This window comes from Dyadobacter koreensis (assembly GCF_900108855.1).
GTDB classification, from domain to species: domain Bacteria; phylum Bacteroidota; class Bacteroidia; order Cytophagales; family Spirosomataceae; genus Dyadobacter; species Dyadobacter koreensis.
This window is the reverse complement of sequence record NZ_FNXY01000001.1, coordinates 932,044-949,224: the sequence shown is the minus strand read 5'-3', so window position 1 is coordinate 949,224 and position 17,181 is coordinate 932,044. Positions and strand designations below refer to the sequence as shown.

The window sequence follows — 17,181 nt, the reverse complement described above, 5'->3', positions numbered from 1 at the left end:
CTAAAACAATGAATAAAAATACAGCATTAAACAGCGGAATGGCGCCGGGATTGAAGATCGAAGTTGCTATAATCGGTGCAGGAACTTCCGGCCTATATAGTGCCTTTCGTTTGACAGAACATAAGAGATACACCGCAGATCAGGTTCATATATTCGATATGAGCCAACGGCTCGGAGGCAGATTGGAATCAGTGATGATGCCCGGAATGAACTTTTGGGGGGAATTAGGCGGTATGCGTTACCTGACCTCACAAGAAATTGTAACGACATTGATCGAAGGATATCCAACGTCTGAAAAGGATCTTAGCAAAAGGACGCCGGTTTTGAAAGATAAAATGACCCCTGTGGATTTTCCTATGGGCAACCCTTCTGAACTTTTGTTTTACCTTAGAAAGCAGCATTTCAAACAGGATGCCTGGAACGTCGCGCAGCGCTATGGTGAAAAACTGGAAACCCGGTATTACCTGAATGACGACGATCTTGGTTTTAGCTCGGATCAATTGTTTAACAAAATCATTTACGAGGTGCTGACTGCCGATCACTGGTTCGTGAAACATTATTCGAAAAAGGTAACGAAAGGGCCATCTGAATATGACTTTGGTTTTATGCTTACCAGTGAGGACTGGGACGAGGTGAAGCCGAGGCTGATATATAATTTCAAGGACTCGCCATATAATGGCAGGAAAGTGAATGACATTGGTTTTTGGAACTTGATTAAGGATCAGATCTCGCAGGAGGGATATGAATTTGTCGCTAATGCCGGCGGGTACTATTCGAACACGATCAACTGGAATGCTGCCGAAGCTTTCCCCTATATGGTTGGAGATTTTTCTGAAAATATTACTTACAAAACGATTGAAGAGGGTTACGATAGCATTGCCTATGCTTTGGCCAATCAGTATATGGGGCAATCCGGCGCGTGTATATGGTCCGAAAATAAGCTGATAACATTTACCCGGGAACATCAGGAAAGGAAAAGTTACCGTTACGAGCTAACCTTTCTCAATCTTAAAACCAATACTGAATGGAACGTATATGCCAACTGCCTGATTCTTGCTATGCCCAGAAAATCCCTCGAACTTCTTGATCAGGATAATTTCTTTTTCAATGTAAATGAAAACACAGTTCTTGACAAGAATATCCGGTCGGTGATTATGGAGCCTTCTTTCAAAATTCTGATGGGTTTCAAACAGCCATGGTGGAAACAGCTTGGGCTGGATTCTGGTCATTCGATCACGGATCTTCCTATGCGGCAATGTTATTATTTTGGGACGGATCACCAGACAAATAACTCGATGTTATTAGGAAGTTATGGCGATATGGAAACGGAAACATTCTGGAAAGCACTGTCGGATGATAAAATTCTCTTTGAAGTGAAACCTGCTAAATCTGCTTCGCTGAAAGAATTAAAAGCACTTGAAGATGTTCAGGCGACAAAACTTATGGTTGACGAAATAATGAAGCAGCTTAGAGAGGTGCACGGAAAAATGATAGAAATTCCAGAGCCTTATGTTACGTATTTCAGGGACTGGACGGATGATCCGTTTGGAGCAGGTTATCATGCCTGGAAGGCTGGGACTTCGGTGAAAGATGTAATGCCCTACATGCGAAAACCTGATGCAAAAGAGCGTGTTCATATATGCGGCGAAGCATATTCCGATCAGCAGGGTTGGGTGGAAGGTGCTTTTTGCGAAGCCGAGAAAATGTTGGAGGAGCATTTTGACATGAAGCGTCCTGCCTGGCTTAATAAAAATTATTATATGGGTTGTTAGTGCGTCTATACCCTGATCGATCAAGCTTTCTCAAATAAAGTTTGATCGATCACGCGCAATTCATTTTGCATTTTTGAAATAAAATGTAAATTTGGTTATAAATATGAATGCTGTTTATATATAGAAACGGCATTCATTTTTTGTTTATAACTGAGATCAAATGGAGAAGGAAGATAATAGAAACAATACCTCAATGATTGCAAGATCAATGGAGGTTCTTGAATTATTAGCTGATCATATAAACGGATTGACGCTTCAGGAAATCGTCGGATCGCTCAACTATCCGAAATCGTCGGTCTATAAGATTATTACGACGCTGCACGATCTGAATTACCTTGGCCGCGAGCTTGGCAGTTCGCGATATTATCTTTCCCGCAAATTACTGGGACTTGGACTTTCGGCTGTCAGTAGTTATGATATTATTGAAAAATCGAAGGAAAATATGAAGCAACTCCGTGATAATATCGGTGAATCGGTCATGATCGGGACAATTCTTGACAAGGAAGTTATTTTGCTTGATCAGTTTCAGGGTAATATCGATTTCGTTTTTATATTAAAACAAGGCATGCGTTTTAGTTTGCATTCGACTGCGCCGGGAAAAGTACTTCTCGCATTTTTACCAAAAAGAGAACAGGAAAGTAAGCTCGAATCCATAGAACTTGATGCCATCAACGAATATACGATAACGGACAAATCTGCTTTGAAATATGAACTGGAGAAAATCGTGGCGGAAGGTTATGCGGCAGATGTCAATGAAACGGTAAAAGGTGTGCACTGTATTGCAGCCCCGATTTTTGACGAAACTGGCCGCGCCATAGCCTGTGTGTGGACATCTGGTCCGGCGGGCCGATTGCCGGAAGAAATTATTCCTGATGTTGCCAGTCAAATTATGGAGTGTGGGATGGCAATTTCTTACAACATCGGGTACAGAAAAACGAAATAGCCGATCAATAAATACAGCGTGCAAAAAGATAAAATTATTAAACAAAACAAACATATGAAGAGCATGAAAAAATGGCTTTTTTCTTTACTTACTTTCTTAACAACTCAAATAACAATGGCGCAAAGTCTTGACAGAATGCAATGGTTTAACGAACCAGAAAAATGGCAGATAAAAGATAATGTATTGACGATGAATGTTACACCGCAAAGCGATTACTGGCGCATTTCGCATTATGGATTTACGGTCGATGATGCTCCGTTTTTATATACAACATACGGAGGAGAATTTGAAGCCAAGGTAAAACTGACCGGAGACTTTAAAGCGCGCTTCGATCAGATGGGACTTATGATCAGAACGGATCACGAAAATTATATTAAAACGGGCGTCGAATTTGTTGACGGAAAATTAAATGTAAGTACCGTCGTAACACATCATACCAGCGATTGGAGTGTAAATCCGCTGGAAAAAATACCACCATTTATCTGGGTAAAAGCAATCAGACGGCTTGATGCGCTGGAAATATTTTACTCGCTGGATGATAAAACGTACACGATGACAAGGATTGCGTATTTAAAAGATAATCACCCGGTCATGATTGGTTTGATGGCTGCTTGTCCTGATGGAAAAGGTTTTGAAGCTAAATTTGAACAGTTTCAAGTCAAACATTTGCCGGATCAGAGGCGGGTTGAATGGTTGAAAAAGAATGAAGTGAAAAATTGAAATAATGATCATTTCGACGCAATTTTTTAAATTTTACTGATATTAAAATGAGTATTAAGACAGAAAAAGAAAAAATGTTAGCCGGAGAGTTATATCTGGCTTTTGAAGCAGAACTCTTTGAGGAGCGGCAGGTTGCAATAAATTTAGTCTATGAATTTAATAATCTCCATCCGTCAAAGGCTGAGGAAAGAAAAGAGTATATCAAAAAAATCTTTGGAACCGCAGGAGAAAATTTCTGGGTCGAGCAGCGTTTTCATTGTGATTATGGCTACAACATCCACGTCGGAGATAATTTCTATGCGAATGTAGGGTGTACCATTCTTGATTGTGCGCCGGTAACGATCGGGAATAATGTGTTGCTGGCTCCGGGTGTGAGTTTGTATACGGCCGGGCATCCGACAAATAATGAGCAGAGAGTTGCCGGATTAGAATATGCTCACCCTATTAAAATAGGAAACAATGTCTGGATTGGAGGAGGAGCAATTGTGCTTCCCGGTGTCACGATCGGGGACAACACAATCATTGGCGCCGGAAGTGTGGTAACAAAAGATATTCCTGCTAACGTAATTGCGGTTGGGAATCCTTGCCGCGTCATTAAGAGCAATGTTCAATAATTTTCGGCTGATAATCCGGTGCATTGGTACCGGATTTTCTCCAGCTGATCAATTGTCCCGCGTGCCTACTTTTTTGGTTTGTAAGCCGGCCTCTTCTCAAAAGTCAGATTTCTGATCGCTTCCTGCCGGGCTTCTTCACTTTCTTCAAAATAATTGACAACATACATCAGAGGCACGGTGATTCTGTCGGCGGCGTTGGAAAGTTGTATCACTGCGCGATCCACCGAAGACTCGTCGAAACCTATGAAATTGCCAGTAACCGCTTCGGCAGGAGGATTCGAGTAAGATATCGTTCTGTCGATGAATTTTTCTGCGCGTCTTTGTAACCCGGTGAGCTGCGGTTCAGCCATGATTTCTGTATTTAAAGGTTGTTTTGCCAATATTTTTTAAAGGTACAATACGAGCACCTAAATGAAATGTAAAAATAACTTTAATAAAAGTCGCGCCTAATTAATTAAACCATAATCTGGACTTAACAGGATGGTAACAGTGCAAAACTACATTTGCACTCGATTAAAACAGACGAAACAGTAAAACAGTTGTATGATATTAAGTGAAAAGACTGAGAATATAATTATTTGCGTATATGGTTTATAGTTCACTTTGCTGAGCAGATAATTTTTGGAAAGTGATTGCCAAGAAGAATCGTGCTTAGTAAAATAATTTGTCTGCGTATTTCCGTTTGAATTTTCCCCTCCGATTTATCTGAAATTTTGCCAGCTGAATTTATCTGGTAATGGCCTCCATTTGAATACTTACTACTCTAACATAAATTACAAACAAACAAAATGAAACAATTATTTACAGGATTATTCCTGCTGTGTTCGCTGCTCTGTTTTACGACGCCGAGGGTGCATGGGCAGGGAAATGAAGCAACCGTTATCGGGAAAGTAACCGAAGCCGCTGGCCCAATTCCGGGCGCCACAGTTCTGGTCAGAAACGAATCCACTGGCTTCCAGGCCGGTACCGTTACCGACATCAATGGTGACTACATTATCAAGCAGTTACCTCTGGGCTCACCTTACTCTATTACTGTTTCTTTCATTGGATTTGGGGAACAAAAGAAAACAGGTTATTCTTTGAACCAGGGCGATCAGTTGAAGCTGAATTTCGTAATGGAAAATAGTGCAACGGAATTGCAAGCTGTTGACATTAAGGCAAATTCATTGAAAAACACTGTGGTGTCATTGGGTGCATCAACGCCGATTACGGCAAAAGACATTACTAAATTACCAGTAAACGGCCGTAGTTTCGGTTCTCTGATCGAACTGTCGCCACTAAGTAACGGATCGAGTTTGGGCGGGCAACTTGCTTCTTCTACCAACTTTACGTTAGATGGTATGACTTCGCGCGGAACCATTGCCGGCGGCTCTACGCAGGGTGCATATTCCGTTTCAATGGAAGCAATTCGTGAATTTAAAATTGTAACCAACGAATACGATGTCACAATGGGCCGCGCCGGTGGTGGTACAATCAGTACTGTAACGAAATCGGGTACCAACAAGCTTTCAGGTAGCGCGTTTACATTTATGCGTACTGACTGGCTTTCAAGTCCTTATGATTTGAGAGGAAACAAAAGAGTGCAAGACTTTTCAACATACCAGTATGGGGCTTCATTGGGTGGAGCGATAAAAAAAGACAAAGCACATTTCTTTGTAGCCTGGGATCATCAGGCCGACTCCCGTCCTTTATACATTGCGAACATTCAGTCTTCTGCTGATGAAGCTGCTAACCGCGTAACGCAGGCGACTTTGGACAGATTCTCAGACATCGCCAGATCAAAATATGGGGTTTCCAACAACCCTCAGTTCGGTGCTTTTGGTAAGAAAAAAGGAACTGATGCAATTTTTGCCAAGATCGACTGGCAGCTGAATTCAAAGAACCTTTTGTCGATTCGCAACAACATGGTGATTGAAAATGACATGCTTTCCGAAGGAGACAACAGTGGTATCAATGCTTACGAATCTTACATTGATCGTAAAAGATTCGATAACAGCATCATGGCGTCGTTGAGGACAATCTTGAATCCGAAAATGACCAATGAATTGAAATTGCAGCATTTCTATGAGGACCAGGCTATCATACCAAGCTCAGAACTGCCTGCTGACGGGATTCCACGTGCTATCGTAGAAAACGTTTCTTCTGTGTCAGGATCCAGTAATTACAACACTTCTATCCAGATCGGTGGCCAGCGTTTTTCTCCTGAATGGTTTAAAGGAACCGTTGTTCAACTGGTTGATAACTTTTACTATAATACAGGGAAAATCAACTTCACTTTCGGTCTGGATCTGATGTACAACCGCATGAAGTCTCGTTACGGAAGTGAAATGAACGGGCGTTTTTACTTCACAGGTCTTGAAAATTTTGAAAACCAGACGCCTTATCGTTATGCCAGAGAAATCAATTTGCTGGATGATCCAAGCAACGTTGTGAACTCTATGAGCACAGGTGTTTATGCGCAGATGGATACAAAGCTGGCGCTTGGACTGGAAATGATGGCAGGTTTACGTCTGGATAATACACAATATCTTAATAGTGCGAATTTCAGTCAGGTTGTCTTTGACGAGCTTGGCCTACGTACGGACAACGTAATCAATACAACGCAGTTACAGCCTCGCGTGCAGTTTACATGGGACGTAAATGAGCGCGGCAGAGATATCGTCCGTTTCGGTGCAGGTGTTTTCGGCTCGGCGCTGAACCCATACTCGATGATCAACAACATGCTTTTTGATGGAACAAGAGTGGCGTCTGTGGATATACAGGGCGCCCTGGTGCCCAAACCAAATTTCCCTGGCTACCGCGCAGATCCGTCAACAGCCCCAGGAGCAGAACTTTTCAATATTCAAGGGGTTGAAAGATTGATAACGATCAACATGAACAGCAAAGACGCGAAAATTCCGGTGGTTTATAAAACCAACTTCTCTTATAACCACTTTTTCAGCGATCGTCTGCGTGTGGGTGTGAGCGGATATGCTTCTTGGGCACGTAACAATTATATGTATGTAGACCGTAATATGGTGGAAGATCCATTTTTCCGTATAGCCGCAGAAGCCAACCGTGGCGTATTTGTACCAGCCAATAGTATTACGCCTCGAAATGGTGCAACAAACTGGTTAGAGAGCCGCAAAACCAAAAACGTTGGCCGCGTTCTTGAACTGACCAGTGACGGAAAGAAAAACCAGTATGCGGTAGTAATCGACGGAACGTATCGTTACTTCAAAGATGGTCAGATTACAGCTTCTTATACATGGAATGATTCAAAAGACAACACTTCTTACAACGGAAACGTGGCCAATACAGCAACGCTTGACCTGATGGTTGCCGATGATCCACGTGATTTGAGCAAAATGAATTATGCAAACAACCAGTTCCGTAACAAAGTAGTATTCTACGGAACGGCTCCAAGTGTTTATGGTGTAACAATCGGACTTCGGTATTCAGGAATTGGCGGAACGCGCTATTCTATGGCCGTTCAGGGTAATATGAATGGTGACTTCGTATCATCCAATGACCTTGCTTACATCTACGATCCGAACAGTTCTTCGACGCCTGAATATATCCGTACAGGCCTTCAGGCTATCCTGAATAATCCGGAAGCAGAGCAAAGCATTAAGGATTACATCAAACGAGATATGGGCAAAATGGCAGAACGCAATGGTGGTATCAATGATTTTTACGGGGTATTTGACTTGCGCCTTGCGAAACGTTTTAAACTTTTCGGAGGGCACGGCCTGGAAGCGTCTGTTGATGTATTCAATGTTGCCAACCTTTTGAACCACGATTGGGGCGTTGGTAAGAACCTGGGTAAGCAAAATCTTTACTCAATCAAAAGCTTTGATGCTGCCAAGCAAGAGTTTGTTTATAATATGAGCGCCGGAACAGGGGTATCGAGTTTGAATGGTAACCCTTACCAGGTGCAGCTCGGTTTGAGATATGGATTCTAATTTTTTAAGTTGAAACAGGAAAGCATGGATAACATCATTGTTTGTTGTCCATGCTTTTTTTATTTAAAATTTCCAATAATCGATTTCACTAATCCCTATGAAAAAAATATTTTCAACGTTGGCGCTTTCTGTTTTCACTTTGGCATCAGTGATCGCTCAGGATACGCATGTTATTTTAATCAGTATCGACGGATTGAGACCGGAATTTTATAAAGATGCATCCTGGTCCATGGTAAATCTTCGTCAGGCGATGAAAAACGGGTCTTATGCAGATGGCGTGACGGGCGTTTTTCCAACTGTCACTTATCCTTCGCATACCACAATGATCACTGGTGTGAAACCGATCAAACACGGCGTTTACTATAACACGCCATCAGAACCATTGGAAGTGACCGGAAAATGGAACTGGGATTATTCCAATATTAAAGTCCCGACGATATTCAGTGCAGCCAAGGAGAAGGGACTAAAAACTGCTTCGGTTTTCTGGCCCGTTTCTGTTGGCGGACCCGCTACATATAATATCCCGGAATACTGGTATTTGCCTGAGACAAAAGGTGGGAAAAGAAATATGACCAAAGCGCTTTCCGAGCATTCTTTCCCTAAAGGTTTTTATCAGGAAATTCAGCAGAATGCTGTTGGAAAGCTGGAAGAAATCGATTTCGACGGAGATTATTTAAGCATTGACGATAATCTTTCCAGAATGAGCAGTTACATTATCAGACAATATAAACCATCCTTTCTCGCTGTTCATTTAGTTGCCGTAGATCATTTCGAACATGAGGAAGGACGAGACGGAGATAAGGTCCGGGCAGCACTTTCCAGTGTAGACAGAGGAATTAAATCAATTCTAGAAGCGGTTGAAAAGGCTGGAATTAAAGACAAAACAACCATTATCGTTACTGGTGATCACGGTTTTGTAGATATACATTCATCTGTTTCGCCCAATATTCTTTTGGCACAGGCTGGTCTTTATGATCCAAATCATAAAGAAAACTGGAAGGCTTATTTCCACGCCTCGGGAGGTTCTTCTTTTCTGCATTTGAAAGACAAAAACGATAAAGCGACTTTGGAAAAAGTAAAAACTATTTTGAATAAATTACCGGAATCGCAAAAATCTATGTTCGCCGTAAAAGACAGAAATGCGCTTGACGTTGTAGGTTCAGATCCGAACGCTGTTCTTGCATTGGCCCCGAAACAAGGATTCACTTTTAGTAATGCCGTTACCGGAGATTTGATCCGCCCGGCGAGTGGTGGAACTCACGGATTTTTCCCTGATTTTAAAGAAATTCAGACAGGTTTTGTAGTGTTTGGAAATGGAATAAAAAAGGGAACAGTGATTCCGGAAATGGGATTGCAGGATATCGCTCCGCTCATCGCCAAACTGTTGAAAATTGATTTTCCATCTGCTGACGGGACTTTATATCCCGGACTTTTAACCAAAGAATAGAGTTCCGTGGTTGTAAGTATAAATTCAAAAACGATAATCGTCTGACGGTTATCGTTTTTGTTGTTAGGGCTACCTGCAACTTCAAATCGGGAAAAATGGTTTTTATCAAAGATTATTTCGTTATAAAAAACTTAAAACCAGATTAGATTTATGAATCAGTTGAATTTATTCGGCATTAACGAAGGATTAATTTTCCCGGAAAACCTACTTGATTATTATCCTGAATTTTTAACGAGGGCCGAAAGCAGGATACTAATCAAAAAACTGATCACAGAAGTGCCGTGGCAGCAAAGGACTGTTACTATGTATGGAAAAGAAATTTTGACACCCAGACTAACAGCATGGTACGGAGACAATAATAAAACGTATTCTTTTTCAGGAACAAAATTTGATCCTATAACCTGGACGAATGAGTTGAAAGAACTGAAGCAAAAAATTGAAATACTTACAAATTTGCCTTTCAACAGTGTGCTGCTAAACTATTATCGCGATGGAAATGACTCCGTAGCGTGGCACAGCGACGATGAAACGGAACTTGGCGAGAATCCGAATATTGCATCTCTAAGTATTGGACAAAGCAGAATTTTCGAATTCAGGCACAAAAAAGACTATCACAAAAAATACGCTTTGGCTTTGGAAGACGGCGCGCTATTGATCATGAAAGGTGATCTGCAACACCATTGGGAACATCGTATCCCGAAATCCAAAGTTTTTGAGCTCCCCCGGATAAACCTCACTTTTCGTAGTGTTCATCCGTTGAGAAATTAAAATTAGACGCGGTTAATATTAATCTGCAACCGTCAATTTTAAGAACTGAATTAAGACTTGATTAAATTTTTCCTAATAATTGCTGTTTCCGTGTTTAGAAATTGTCTCAACAACGTTTCGGCTCAGCGGTTATGAAGATTTCCTTCAATCGATTGATTATATTTGTGAAAAAGCGTTTTGAAAATATTCAACAAGGGGATGATGTCGACTGAAGAAAAACTTGCGTCTGATATTGAGAAGGTTAGGCAAATACCAATAGTTCCTACCATTCTTGACGTAATTTGCAAGACTACCGGAATGGGTTTTGCGGCGATTGCAAGAGTGACACAAGACAGATGGATTGCTTGCAGTGTGCAGGACGAAATCAATTTTGGTCTGAAACCTGGTGGCGAGTTAGAGATTGAAACAACGATTTGTAATGAAATTCGCGACAGTCAACGTGCTGTTGTTATTGATGATGTTGCAAATAGTGAATATGTCAGCCATCATACACCAAGAATTTATGGCTTTCAAAGTTATATTTCATTCCCTATTTTTCTTAAAAGCGGCGAGTTTTTCGGAACTCTTTGCGCAATTGATCCCAGACCAGCGAAATTAAATGATGCGAAGATTATCGGTATGTTCAATCTTTTTACCGATCTGATCGCTTTTCATTTGCAAAGTATGGATTTACTTTCTCAGAGTAATTTTGCCGTTCAGGAATTAAGTCGCCAGCTTACGGATTCTGCGGATGAAAACCGTCAGTACAAATATATTTCTGACCATAATCTTCAAGAACCACTACGTAAAATTCGGCTGTTTGGTGATATGCTTATCGCGGCAACGGAAGCTGAAAATTTGCAAAAAGCAAAAGAACTTGCCATCAAGGTATCTTCCAGTGCGCAGCGGTTTTCGATGATGATTAAAGATCTTTCTGAATTTTCGGAATTGAATTATCGTGAAGCGACTTTCGAAGTAATTAACCTCAATAAAATAGTTACAGACGTCAGTGTGCAGCTGAATAAGGAACTCCGGGCCAGAAACGCTGTGTTGAATATCGGGCCGCTTCCTTCGATACTTGCTATGCCTTTACAGATCGAGCAGCTTTTTTATCATTTGATCAGTAATGCATTAAAGTTTTCCAGAAGAGATCAAATTCCAGTCATTGAGATTTTTGCCAAGGAAGTAGAAGGACATTTGATAGAGCATCCTATATCGAGAGGTAACGAAGTGAAGTATGTTGAAATCAGGATGGAAGATAACGGGATAGGAATTGAAAAATCTCAGTTAGAAAAGATTTTTGACATTTTTTCGCATTTGCCACATGACCAGATTCCTGAGGGAAAAGGAATTGGACTGTCTTATTGCAGAAGAATTATCCGTAACCATGGTGGTATTATCAAGGCTCAGTCCGAATTGAATAAAGGAACATCGTTTTCAATTATTTTACCGATCCATAGAAAGCCTGCTACCGAGCTGGTATCTAAGAAATCTACATTTTAAAAATATATAGCTTTTGGAGTCTTTGTTTAAGTCCCGAAAGCTTTGCTTGTCCAAACTTCCATTCCCTGATTCCTGCGGGTTTATAAAACGAGTATTTATAATCGTCAGTTAGCTTATATAAATGCGATTATTTCAACCATACTTAATGCTCGTTCTATGTACGCATTTCGTTTTTTCATCTCCATTATTTTTACAATTGCAATCTCTGCCAGCTTTTGCAGCGCCTTTCAGCAAAACAAATCCAGGACGGTTCAGGACACGACCAAATTTGATCGAGATTATGCATTAGAAGCAACCATGCTGGGTTTTTTCGCGCCCGATGGTGCCAGAAATCCCACTTTGAAGGCAAATAAAGGAGATCGTGTCCGAATCAAGATCACAAATGGTGAACTGATGACGCACGATATTTCGCTGGAAAAACTGGGATTAAAAAGCAAGGTGATTATCGAGAAAGGAGCCACAACAAGCATTGTTTTCAAGGCGTCTCAGAGTGATGTCTATTATTGTTCCGTTCCCGGCCACAGGGCTGCCGGAATGGTGGGGAATTTTGAAGTAGTTGAAGGAATAATATCTGATAAAACGGTGGCGGGGCAAATGCCCATGAAAGACGGAAAGCCGTTAAATTTGAATTTTGAAACTGGTACGCTGCAAGATTGGATAGCTACGGGTGACGCTTTTACAAATGCATTAGTTAACGAAGATCCTTCACCGATTCATGAAAAGGACATGAAGATCGGGTTTGAAGGAGAATATTTTTTAAGCAGCGGCGGAACATTAAACTATAGACAGACAGGAACATTGACTTCTGTTCCTTTCAAAGTAACACAACCCTTTGCTGCGTTTCGTGTTTCAGGAGGTGCTTTGCAAGACACACGCGTTGAGCTTTTGCTGGCCGGAACTGACAGTGTAATTTATCATATTACCGGACAGGGGAGAGCCACATTGCAACCAGCTGTTGTCGATTTGAAGGCCTATTTAAGTAAGGAAATTTTCATTCGAATTATTGATAATGAAACCGGAATTTCCCAGATTCCCTATATACCAAACGACAAATGGGCGCATATCAATTTCGATGAGTTTTTATTTTATCCAACCCGTCCCGATTTCCCGAACGAGCTTAAACAGAAGGATATTATCATTCTGCCTCCGTTAGATCCCGTTTTAAATGCCGGACTGTCTGGTCTGGAGGCAGCCAAAGCAATGAGCTTGCCAAAAGGTTTCAATATTACACTAGCCGCATCTGAACCGGACATTATTTGTCCGATCAGTTTTACGATTGATCCAAAAGGGAGACTTTGGGTAGTAGAGGGGCATACCTATCCGGTTCCTGCGCCCGAAGGGCAAGGGAAAGACCGTATCCTGATTTTTGAGGACACCGATGGTGACGGTACTTTGGATAAGAGAAAAGTTTTTATGGAGGGACTAAATCTGGTCAGTGGCATTGAGGTAGGAATGGGCGGCGTGTGGCTTGGTGCTGCGCCATATCTTTTATTTATTCCAATCGACGTCAAAAATGATAAACCGGCTGGCCCGCCGCAGAAATTACTGGATGGCTGGGGAACTGATGATACCCATGAAGTACTAAACAATCTACGTTGGGGGCCTGATGGATGGCTTTACGGAACGCATGGAGTTTTCACGCATTCGAATGTTGGAAAACCTGGTGCAACAGATGCGGAACGGACTAAAATCAATGCTGGAGTTTGGCGTTATCATCCTACCAGTCGTCAGTTTGAAGTTTTTGCTGAGGGGTCAAGTAACCCCTGGGGAATTGATTTTAACGATTACGGGCATCCGTTTATCACGGTTTGTGTGATCCCGCATATGTATCATGTCATTCAGGGCGCGCGATATCAGCGACAAGCAGGCAATCATTTCAATCCGTATACCTACGATGATATCAAAACAATTGCCGATCATGTCCATTGGGTTGGTGAGCGTGGTCCGCATGCTGGAAATTTCCGCTCAGCCTCTGCGGGTGGTGGACATGCGCATGCAGGAGCCATGATTTATCTCGGTGGTGATACCTGGCCGAAAGAGTACCGAAATGATATTTTTATGAATAATATTAACGGCGCCAAGATGAATATCGACCACCTGACACGCTCAGGATCAGGTTATGAAGCAACTCATAAAAATGACTTCCTTTCCATGAATGATTCATGGTCGCAGTGGCTGAATTTTAAATACGATCCAAGCGGTTCAGTTTATGCGATTGACTGGTATGACAAAAATCAATGCCATAGCCCGAATCCGGATGTGCATAATAAAACGATGGGTAGAATATTTAAAATTACCCATGACAATGACAAATTTGTAAAGGTTGATCTTACAAAAGCCTCAGACAAAGAACTTGTTAACTATCAGCTTAATACAAATGAGTGGTATGTAAGGCAGGCAAGAACTATTTTGCAAGAGCGTGGCGCGAATAAGAAAGTCCATAAAGCGCTGAAAGAAATTTTATCAAAAAATCAGGATCCGACAAGAAAACTCAGGGCGCTCTGGGCATTGCATGTGACCCAGGGATTGACAGAGAAATACTTGACAGAGCTGCTTGCTAGTGAAAATGAATATGTAAGGAGCTGGGCGATTCAACTTTTAGTAGAAAATAAAAAGGCCTCTCCGGAAACTTTAAGGCAACTCGCGACCCTTGCGCAAAAAGATAATTCAGCATTAGTCAGATTGTATCTGGCATCGGCAATGCAGCGGCTGGATCCTTCTCAGCGATGGGAAGTTGTGGATGCATTGGCTCAAAAATCAGAAGACAAGGATGATCATAATCTGCCGCTGATGGTTTGGTTTGCAGCAGAACCGTTGGCAGCTCTGGATATGAAACGTGCTTTGCAAATGGCTGAAAAAGCGAAATTGCCGAAAATCCTGCATTATACCATCCAACGTGTAGGAGCAATCGGAACGGAAGAATCAAAGAAATTACTGAAGGAATTTAACGACCGCTTAGGCAAAACACATTCTCACGAGCACCATGAAACACAAATGTTAATTGGTAAGGTTTTGGAAAAGTAGCAATGGAATAGGATGGGAACTAACTAAAAAAAGATAAATGACCGTCAGGGTCAGTACTATTTAAAATGCGTCTCGGAAATATCGGTCGTCTGATCTTTCGAATCGACCGATATGTCGAACATTCACAAGTGAGTATTCAACTGGCCAATTGTATTCTAATGAAATTTTATATTTTCCTGATTCTGAGTATTTCAAGTCTTATTTCTTGTAAGCCGTCCCCCAAAAAGGAACTTTCAAGAGAGGAGAAAAGAGATGAAATTTTAAAGAATATCATTGAGCCGAAAATTTCGGATAACAAACTACTGCTGACTGACTTTGGAGCAGCCGGAGACTCAGTTACTGATGCCAAACCTGCATTTGACAAAGCTCTTGTTGTTTGTAAAGAACAAAATGGCGGTAGAATTGTCGTTCCGGCAGGAGTCTATATTGTAAATGGACCAATACATCTGGTAAGTAATACAAGTCTGGAAATTCAGAAAGGAGCGAAACTGATTTTTGGTACTAATGCAGAGGATTATTTACCAGCTGTACCTACAAGTTGGGAAGGTACTTTCATCAATAATTATAGTCCGCTTATCTATGCATATCAGGCAGAAAATGTGGTCATAACCGGCGAAGGTGTCATCGACGGGAACGGAAAAGAAGGTTTTTCCAAATGGTATGACAAGCAGAAACCGGCTCAGGAATTAAGTAGAAAGATGAATCATGAGAATGTTCCGGTGAAAGATCGAGTTTTCGGTGCAGGATCTTTCCTTCGCCCTCAACTAATTCAGTTTTTCGAATGTAAAAGCATTCTGATTGAAGGTGTAACGGTTGCGAATTCTCCTTTCTGGTGCGTTCACTTTTTAAAGTCAGAAAATATTATTGCCAGAAAAGTGAAGTTTGATGCGTTCAATAAGAATAATGACGGCTTTGATCCTGAGTATTCAAAAAATATATTGATCGAAGATATCGACTTTAATAACGCCGACGACAATGTGGCTGTAAAAGCAGGACGTGATCACGAAGGACGAAAAACTGCCATGAGTTCCGAAAATATTATTATCCGTAGGTGCCGGTTTCGGGGTTTGCACGGCGTTGTCATTGGCAGCGAAATGTCAGCAGGCGTACAAAATGTTTTTGTTGAAAATTGTACTTATGCAGGTTATTGCAAACGGGGTATCTACTTGAAATCGAATCCCGATCGGGGAGGTTTTATCCGGAATATTTATGTCAATGACGTTGAATTCGGGAATGTTGAAGATGGCGTCTTTATTACCTCATTTTACCATGGAGAAGGAAAGGGTTTTGAAACGGATATTCGTAATGTATTTATTGAAAATTTAAGCTTCAAGGCAGCCAGCCATGCAGGGCTTGTTATTCAGGGTTATCCTACCAAAAAAGTCGCAAATATACATTTCTCCAATGTTCGTATTGATTCCTGCGCGACAGCAGTAAGTTTCACAAATGCAGAACAGATTGTATTTAACAACGTAGTGATCGGGCAGCAAGTGAATGAACCAACGGCTGTGAAATGATTTTTGAAACCTGATACCTCTACTTTGGTAAGAATTTCATCCGATATTTTGGTTGATAGCTGCCTGATTTATACGTAGTGTTCGTTGGGTATAGTCTCCAGGCTATGCCCAACGAATATTTCATGACGGTAGGTTTTGAGAGAGAGGACGCAAAAGGAGGCAATTATAATGTGAATTGAATATTCAGGCGGAAAAGCCTCTGCTTGAAGATCATTTACTCAATAACGATTATGGTTCTGGTCTCAACGCAGCGGTTTATGGTTTGAATGGCGACAAGAAGCCGGAAATCGTTGTGGCTAATAAAAATGGTGTGTTTCATTTTGGGAATATCTTAAAATGGGTCAGCGGATTATAAACCATCTTTCCCTAGCTGCTCTGCTTTTGCGATCCATCGTTCCCGGTTTTCCTGATTCGCAGTTTTTATAATACCAAACCTGGTAACTTTTACAGGACTTACCCCACAAAATTGCAGCGTGGATTTTTTTAGTTGATTAATACTGGGCTGCCCGAAGACCAGATAATAATACCAGCCCGGTTGATCCATTGTGGTTATAATATGTCCGGTTTTTCCTTTTAAAAGTTTGTCCCACCAAACCGAATTTTCCCGATAACGGAATGCCATACCCGGCAAAAAAAGACGGTCGATAAATCCTTTCATTAGAGCCGGAAGTCCGCCCCACCACACCGGATGAACCCAGACAAGATGATCTGCCCATTTGATTTTTTCCCAGGCATCAAGCAGATCCGGTTCAAGTTCTGTGCGTTTCTGGTAGCCGAAACGAAGGTTGGGATTAAAATCCAGCTCTGAAATAATGATATACTCTATTTCGATATCTGATATTTTTGCTCCCTTTATATAAGATTCTGCAAGCGCATGGTTCAGACTTTCAGGATTTGGATGTCCGTTGATAACAAGAATTTTCTTCATTTGAGCCTATTGATTTTTGTTT

General features: G+C 41.4%; 13 protein-coding genes. 11 read left to right on the top strand and 2 right to left on the bottom strand.

The annotated features are described in order from the left end of the window. Positions 1 to 8: 8 nt before the first annotated feature. The 4 genes from BMY70_RS03925 to BMY70_RS03910 all read left to right on the top strand — a co-directional run bounded on the left by BMY70_RS03925 (position 9) and on the right by BMY70_RS03910 (position 4,049). The gene (locus BMY70_RS03925) at positions 9 to 1,772 is read left to right on the top strand and encodes a flavin monoamine oxidase family protein (RefSeq protein WP_090332125.1); all 1,764 of its coding nucleotides are present in this window, start codon (positions 9 to 11) and stop codon (positions 1,770 to 1,772) included. 160 nt (positions 1,773 to 1,932) lie between these two features. Further along, on the top strand, positions 1,933 to 2,715 hold the full coding sequence (locus BMY70_RS03920) for an IclR family transcriptional regulator (RefSeq protein ID WP_090332123.1): 783 nt from the start codon (positions 1,933 to 1,935) through the stop codon (positions 2,713 to 2,715). Between the two features lie 54 nt (positions 2,716 to 2,769). Beyond that, positions 2,770 to 3,435, top strand: a complete 666-nt coding sequence (locus BMY70_RS03915; RefSeq protein ID WP_218148564.1) for a DUF1349 domain-containing protein — start codon at positions 2,770 to 2,772, stop codon at positions 3,433 to 3,435. 47 nt (positions 3,436 to 3,482) lie between these two features. Beyond that, complete coding sequence (locus tag BMY70_RS03910) at positions 3,483 to 4,049, top strand: sugar O-acetyltransferase (protein WP_177196950.1); 567 nt, start codon at positions 3,483 to 3,485, stop codon at positions 4,047 to 4,049. Between the two features lie 65 nt (positions 4,050 to 4,114). Here the strand turns inward: BMY70_RS03910 and BMY70_RS03905 are convergent, their stop codons facing one another. Continuing rightward, on the bottom strand, positions 4,115 to 4,399 hold the full coding sequence (locus BMY70_RS03905; RefSeq protein WP_090332118.1) for a hypothetical protein: 285 nt from the start codon (positions 4,397 to 4,399) through the stop codon (positions 4,115 to 4,117). Between the two features lie 438 nt (positions 4,400 to 4,837). Here BMY70_RS03905 and BMY70_RS03900 point away from each other — a divergent pair, with 438 nt between their 5' ends. The 7 genes from BMY70_RS03900 (at position 4,838) to BMY70_RS03870 (ending at position 16,586) form a co-directional block, all read left to right on the top strand. After that, a complete protein-coding gene (locus tag BMY70_RS03900; protein ID WP_090332115.1) occupies positions 4,838 to 7,993 on the top strand; it encodes a TonB-dependent receptor in 3,156 nt (1,051 codons plus the stop codon). Positions 7,994 to 8,090: 97 nt separating this feature from the next. After that, the gene (locus BMY70_RS03895) at positions 8,091 to 9,440 is read left to right on the top strand and encodes an alkaline phosphatase family protein (RefSeq protein ID WP_090332112.1); all 1,350 of its coding nucleotides are present in this window, start codon (positions 8,091 to 8,093) and stop codon (positions 9,438 to 9,440) included. Positions 9,441 to 9,590: 150 nt separating this feature from the next. Beyond that, complete coding sequence (locus BMY70_RS03890; protein ID WP_090332109.1) at positions 9,591 to 10,208, top strand: alpha-ketoglutarate-dependent dioxygenase AlkB family protein; 618 nt, start codon at positions 9,591 to 9,593, stop codon at positions 10,206 to 10,208. Between the two features lie 198 nt (positions 10,209 to 10,406). Beyond that, on the top strand, positions 10,407 to 11,690 hold the full coding sequence (locus BMY70_RS03885) for a sensor histidine kinase (RefSeq protein WP_090332107.1): 1,284 nt from the start codon (positions 10,407 to 10,409) through the stop codon (positions 11,688 to 11,690). Positions 11,691 to 11,846: 156 nt separating this feature from the next. Continuing rightward, on the top strand, positions 11,847 to 14,714 hold the full coding sequence (locus tag BMY70_RS03880) for a PVC-type heme-binding CxxCH protein (RefSeq protein WP_090332104.1): 2,868 nt from the start codon (positions 11,847 to 11,849) through the stop codon (positions 14,712 to 14,714). A gap of 158 nt (positions 14,715 to 14,872) precedes the next feature. Then, positions 14,873 to 16,231 carry a glycoside hydrolase family 28 protein gene (locus BMY70_RS03875; RefSeq protein ID WP_218148563.1) on the top strand — a complete coding sequence of 453 codons (1,359 nt, stop codon included), beginning with the start codon at positions 14,873 to 14,875 and terminating at the stop codon, positions 16,229 to 16,231. A gap of 175 nt (positions 16,232 to 16,406) precedes the next feature. Continuing rightward, positions 16,407 to 16,586, top strand: coding sequence for a hypothetical protein (locus BMY70_RS03870; protein ID WP_090332101.1), 180 nt, complete (start codon positions 16,407 to 16,409; stop codon positions 16,584 to 16,586). Here the strand turns inward: BMY70_RS03870 and BMY70_RS03865 are convergent. Further along, positions 16,581 to 17,159, bottom strand: a complete 579-nt coding sequence (locus BMY70_RS03865) for an NAD(P)H-dependent oxidoreductase (RefSeq protein ID WP_090332097.1) — start codon at positions 17,157 to 17,159, stop codon at positions 16,581 to 16,583. The two genes, BMY70_RS03870 and BMY70_RS03865, sit on opposite strands and share 6 nt — an antisense overlap. Positions 17,160 to 17,181 lie beyond the last annotated feature (22 nt).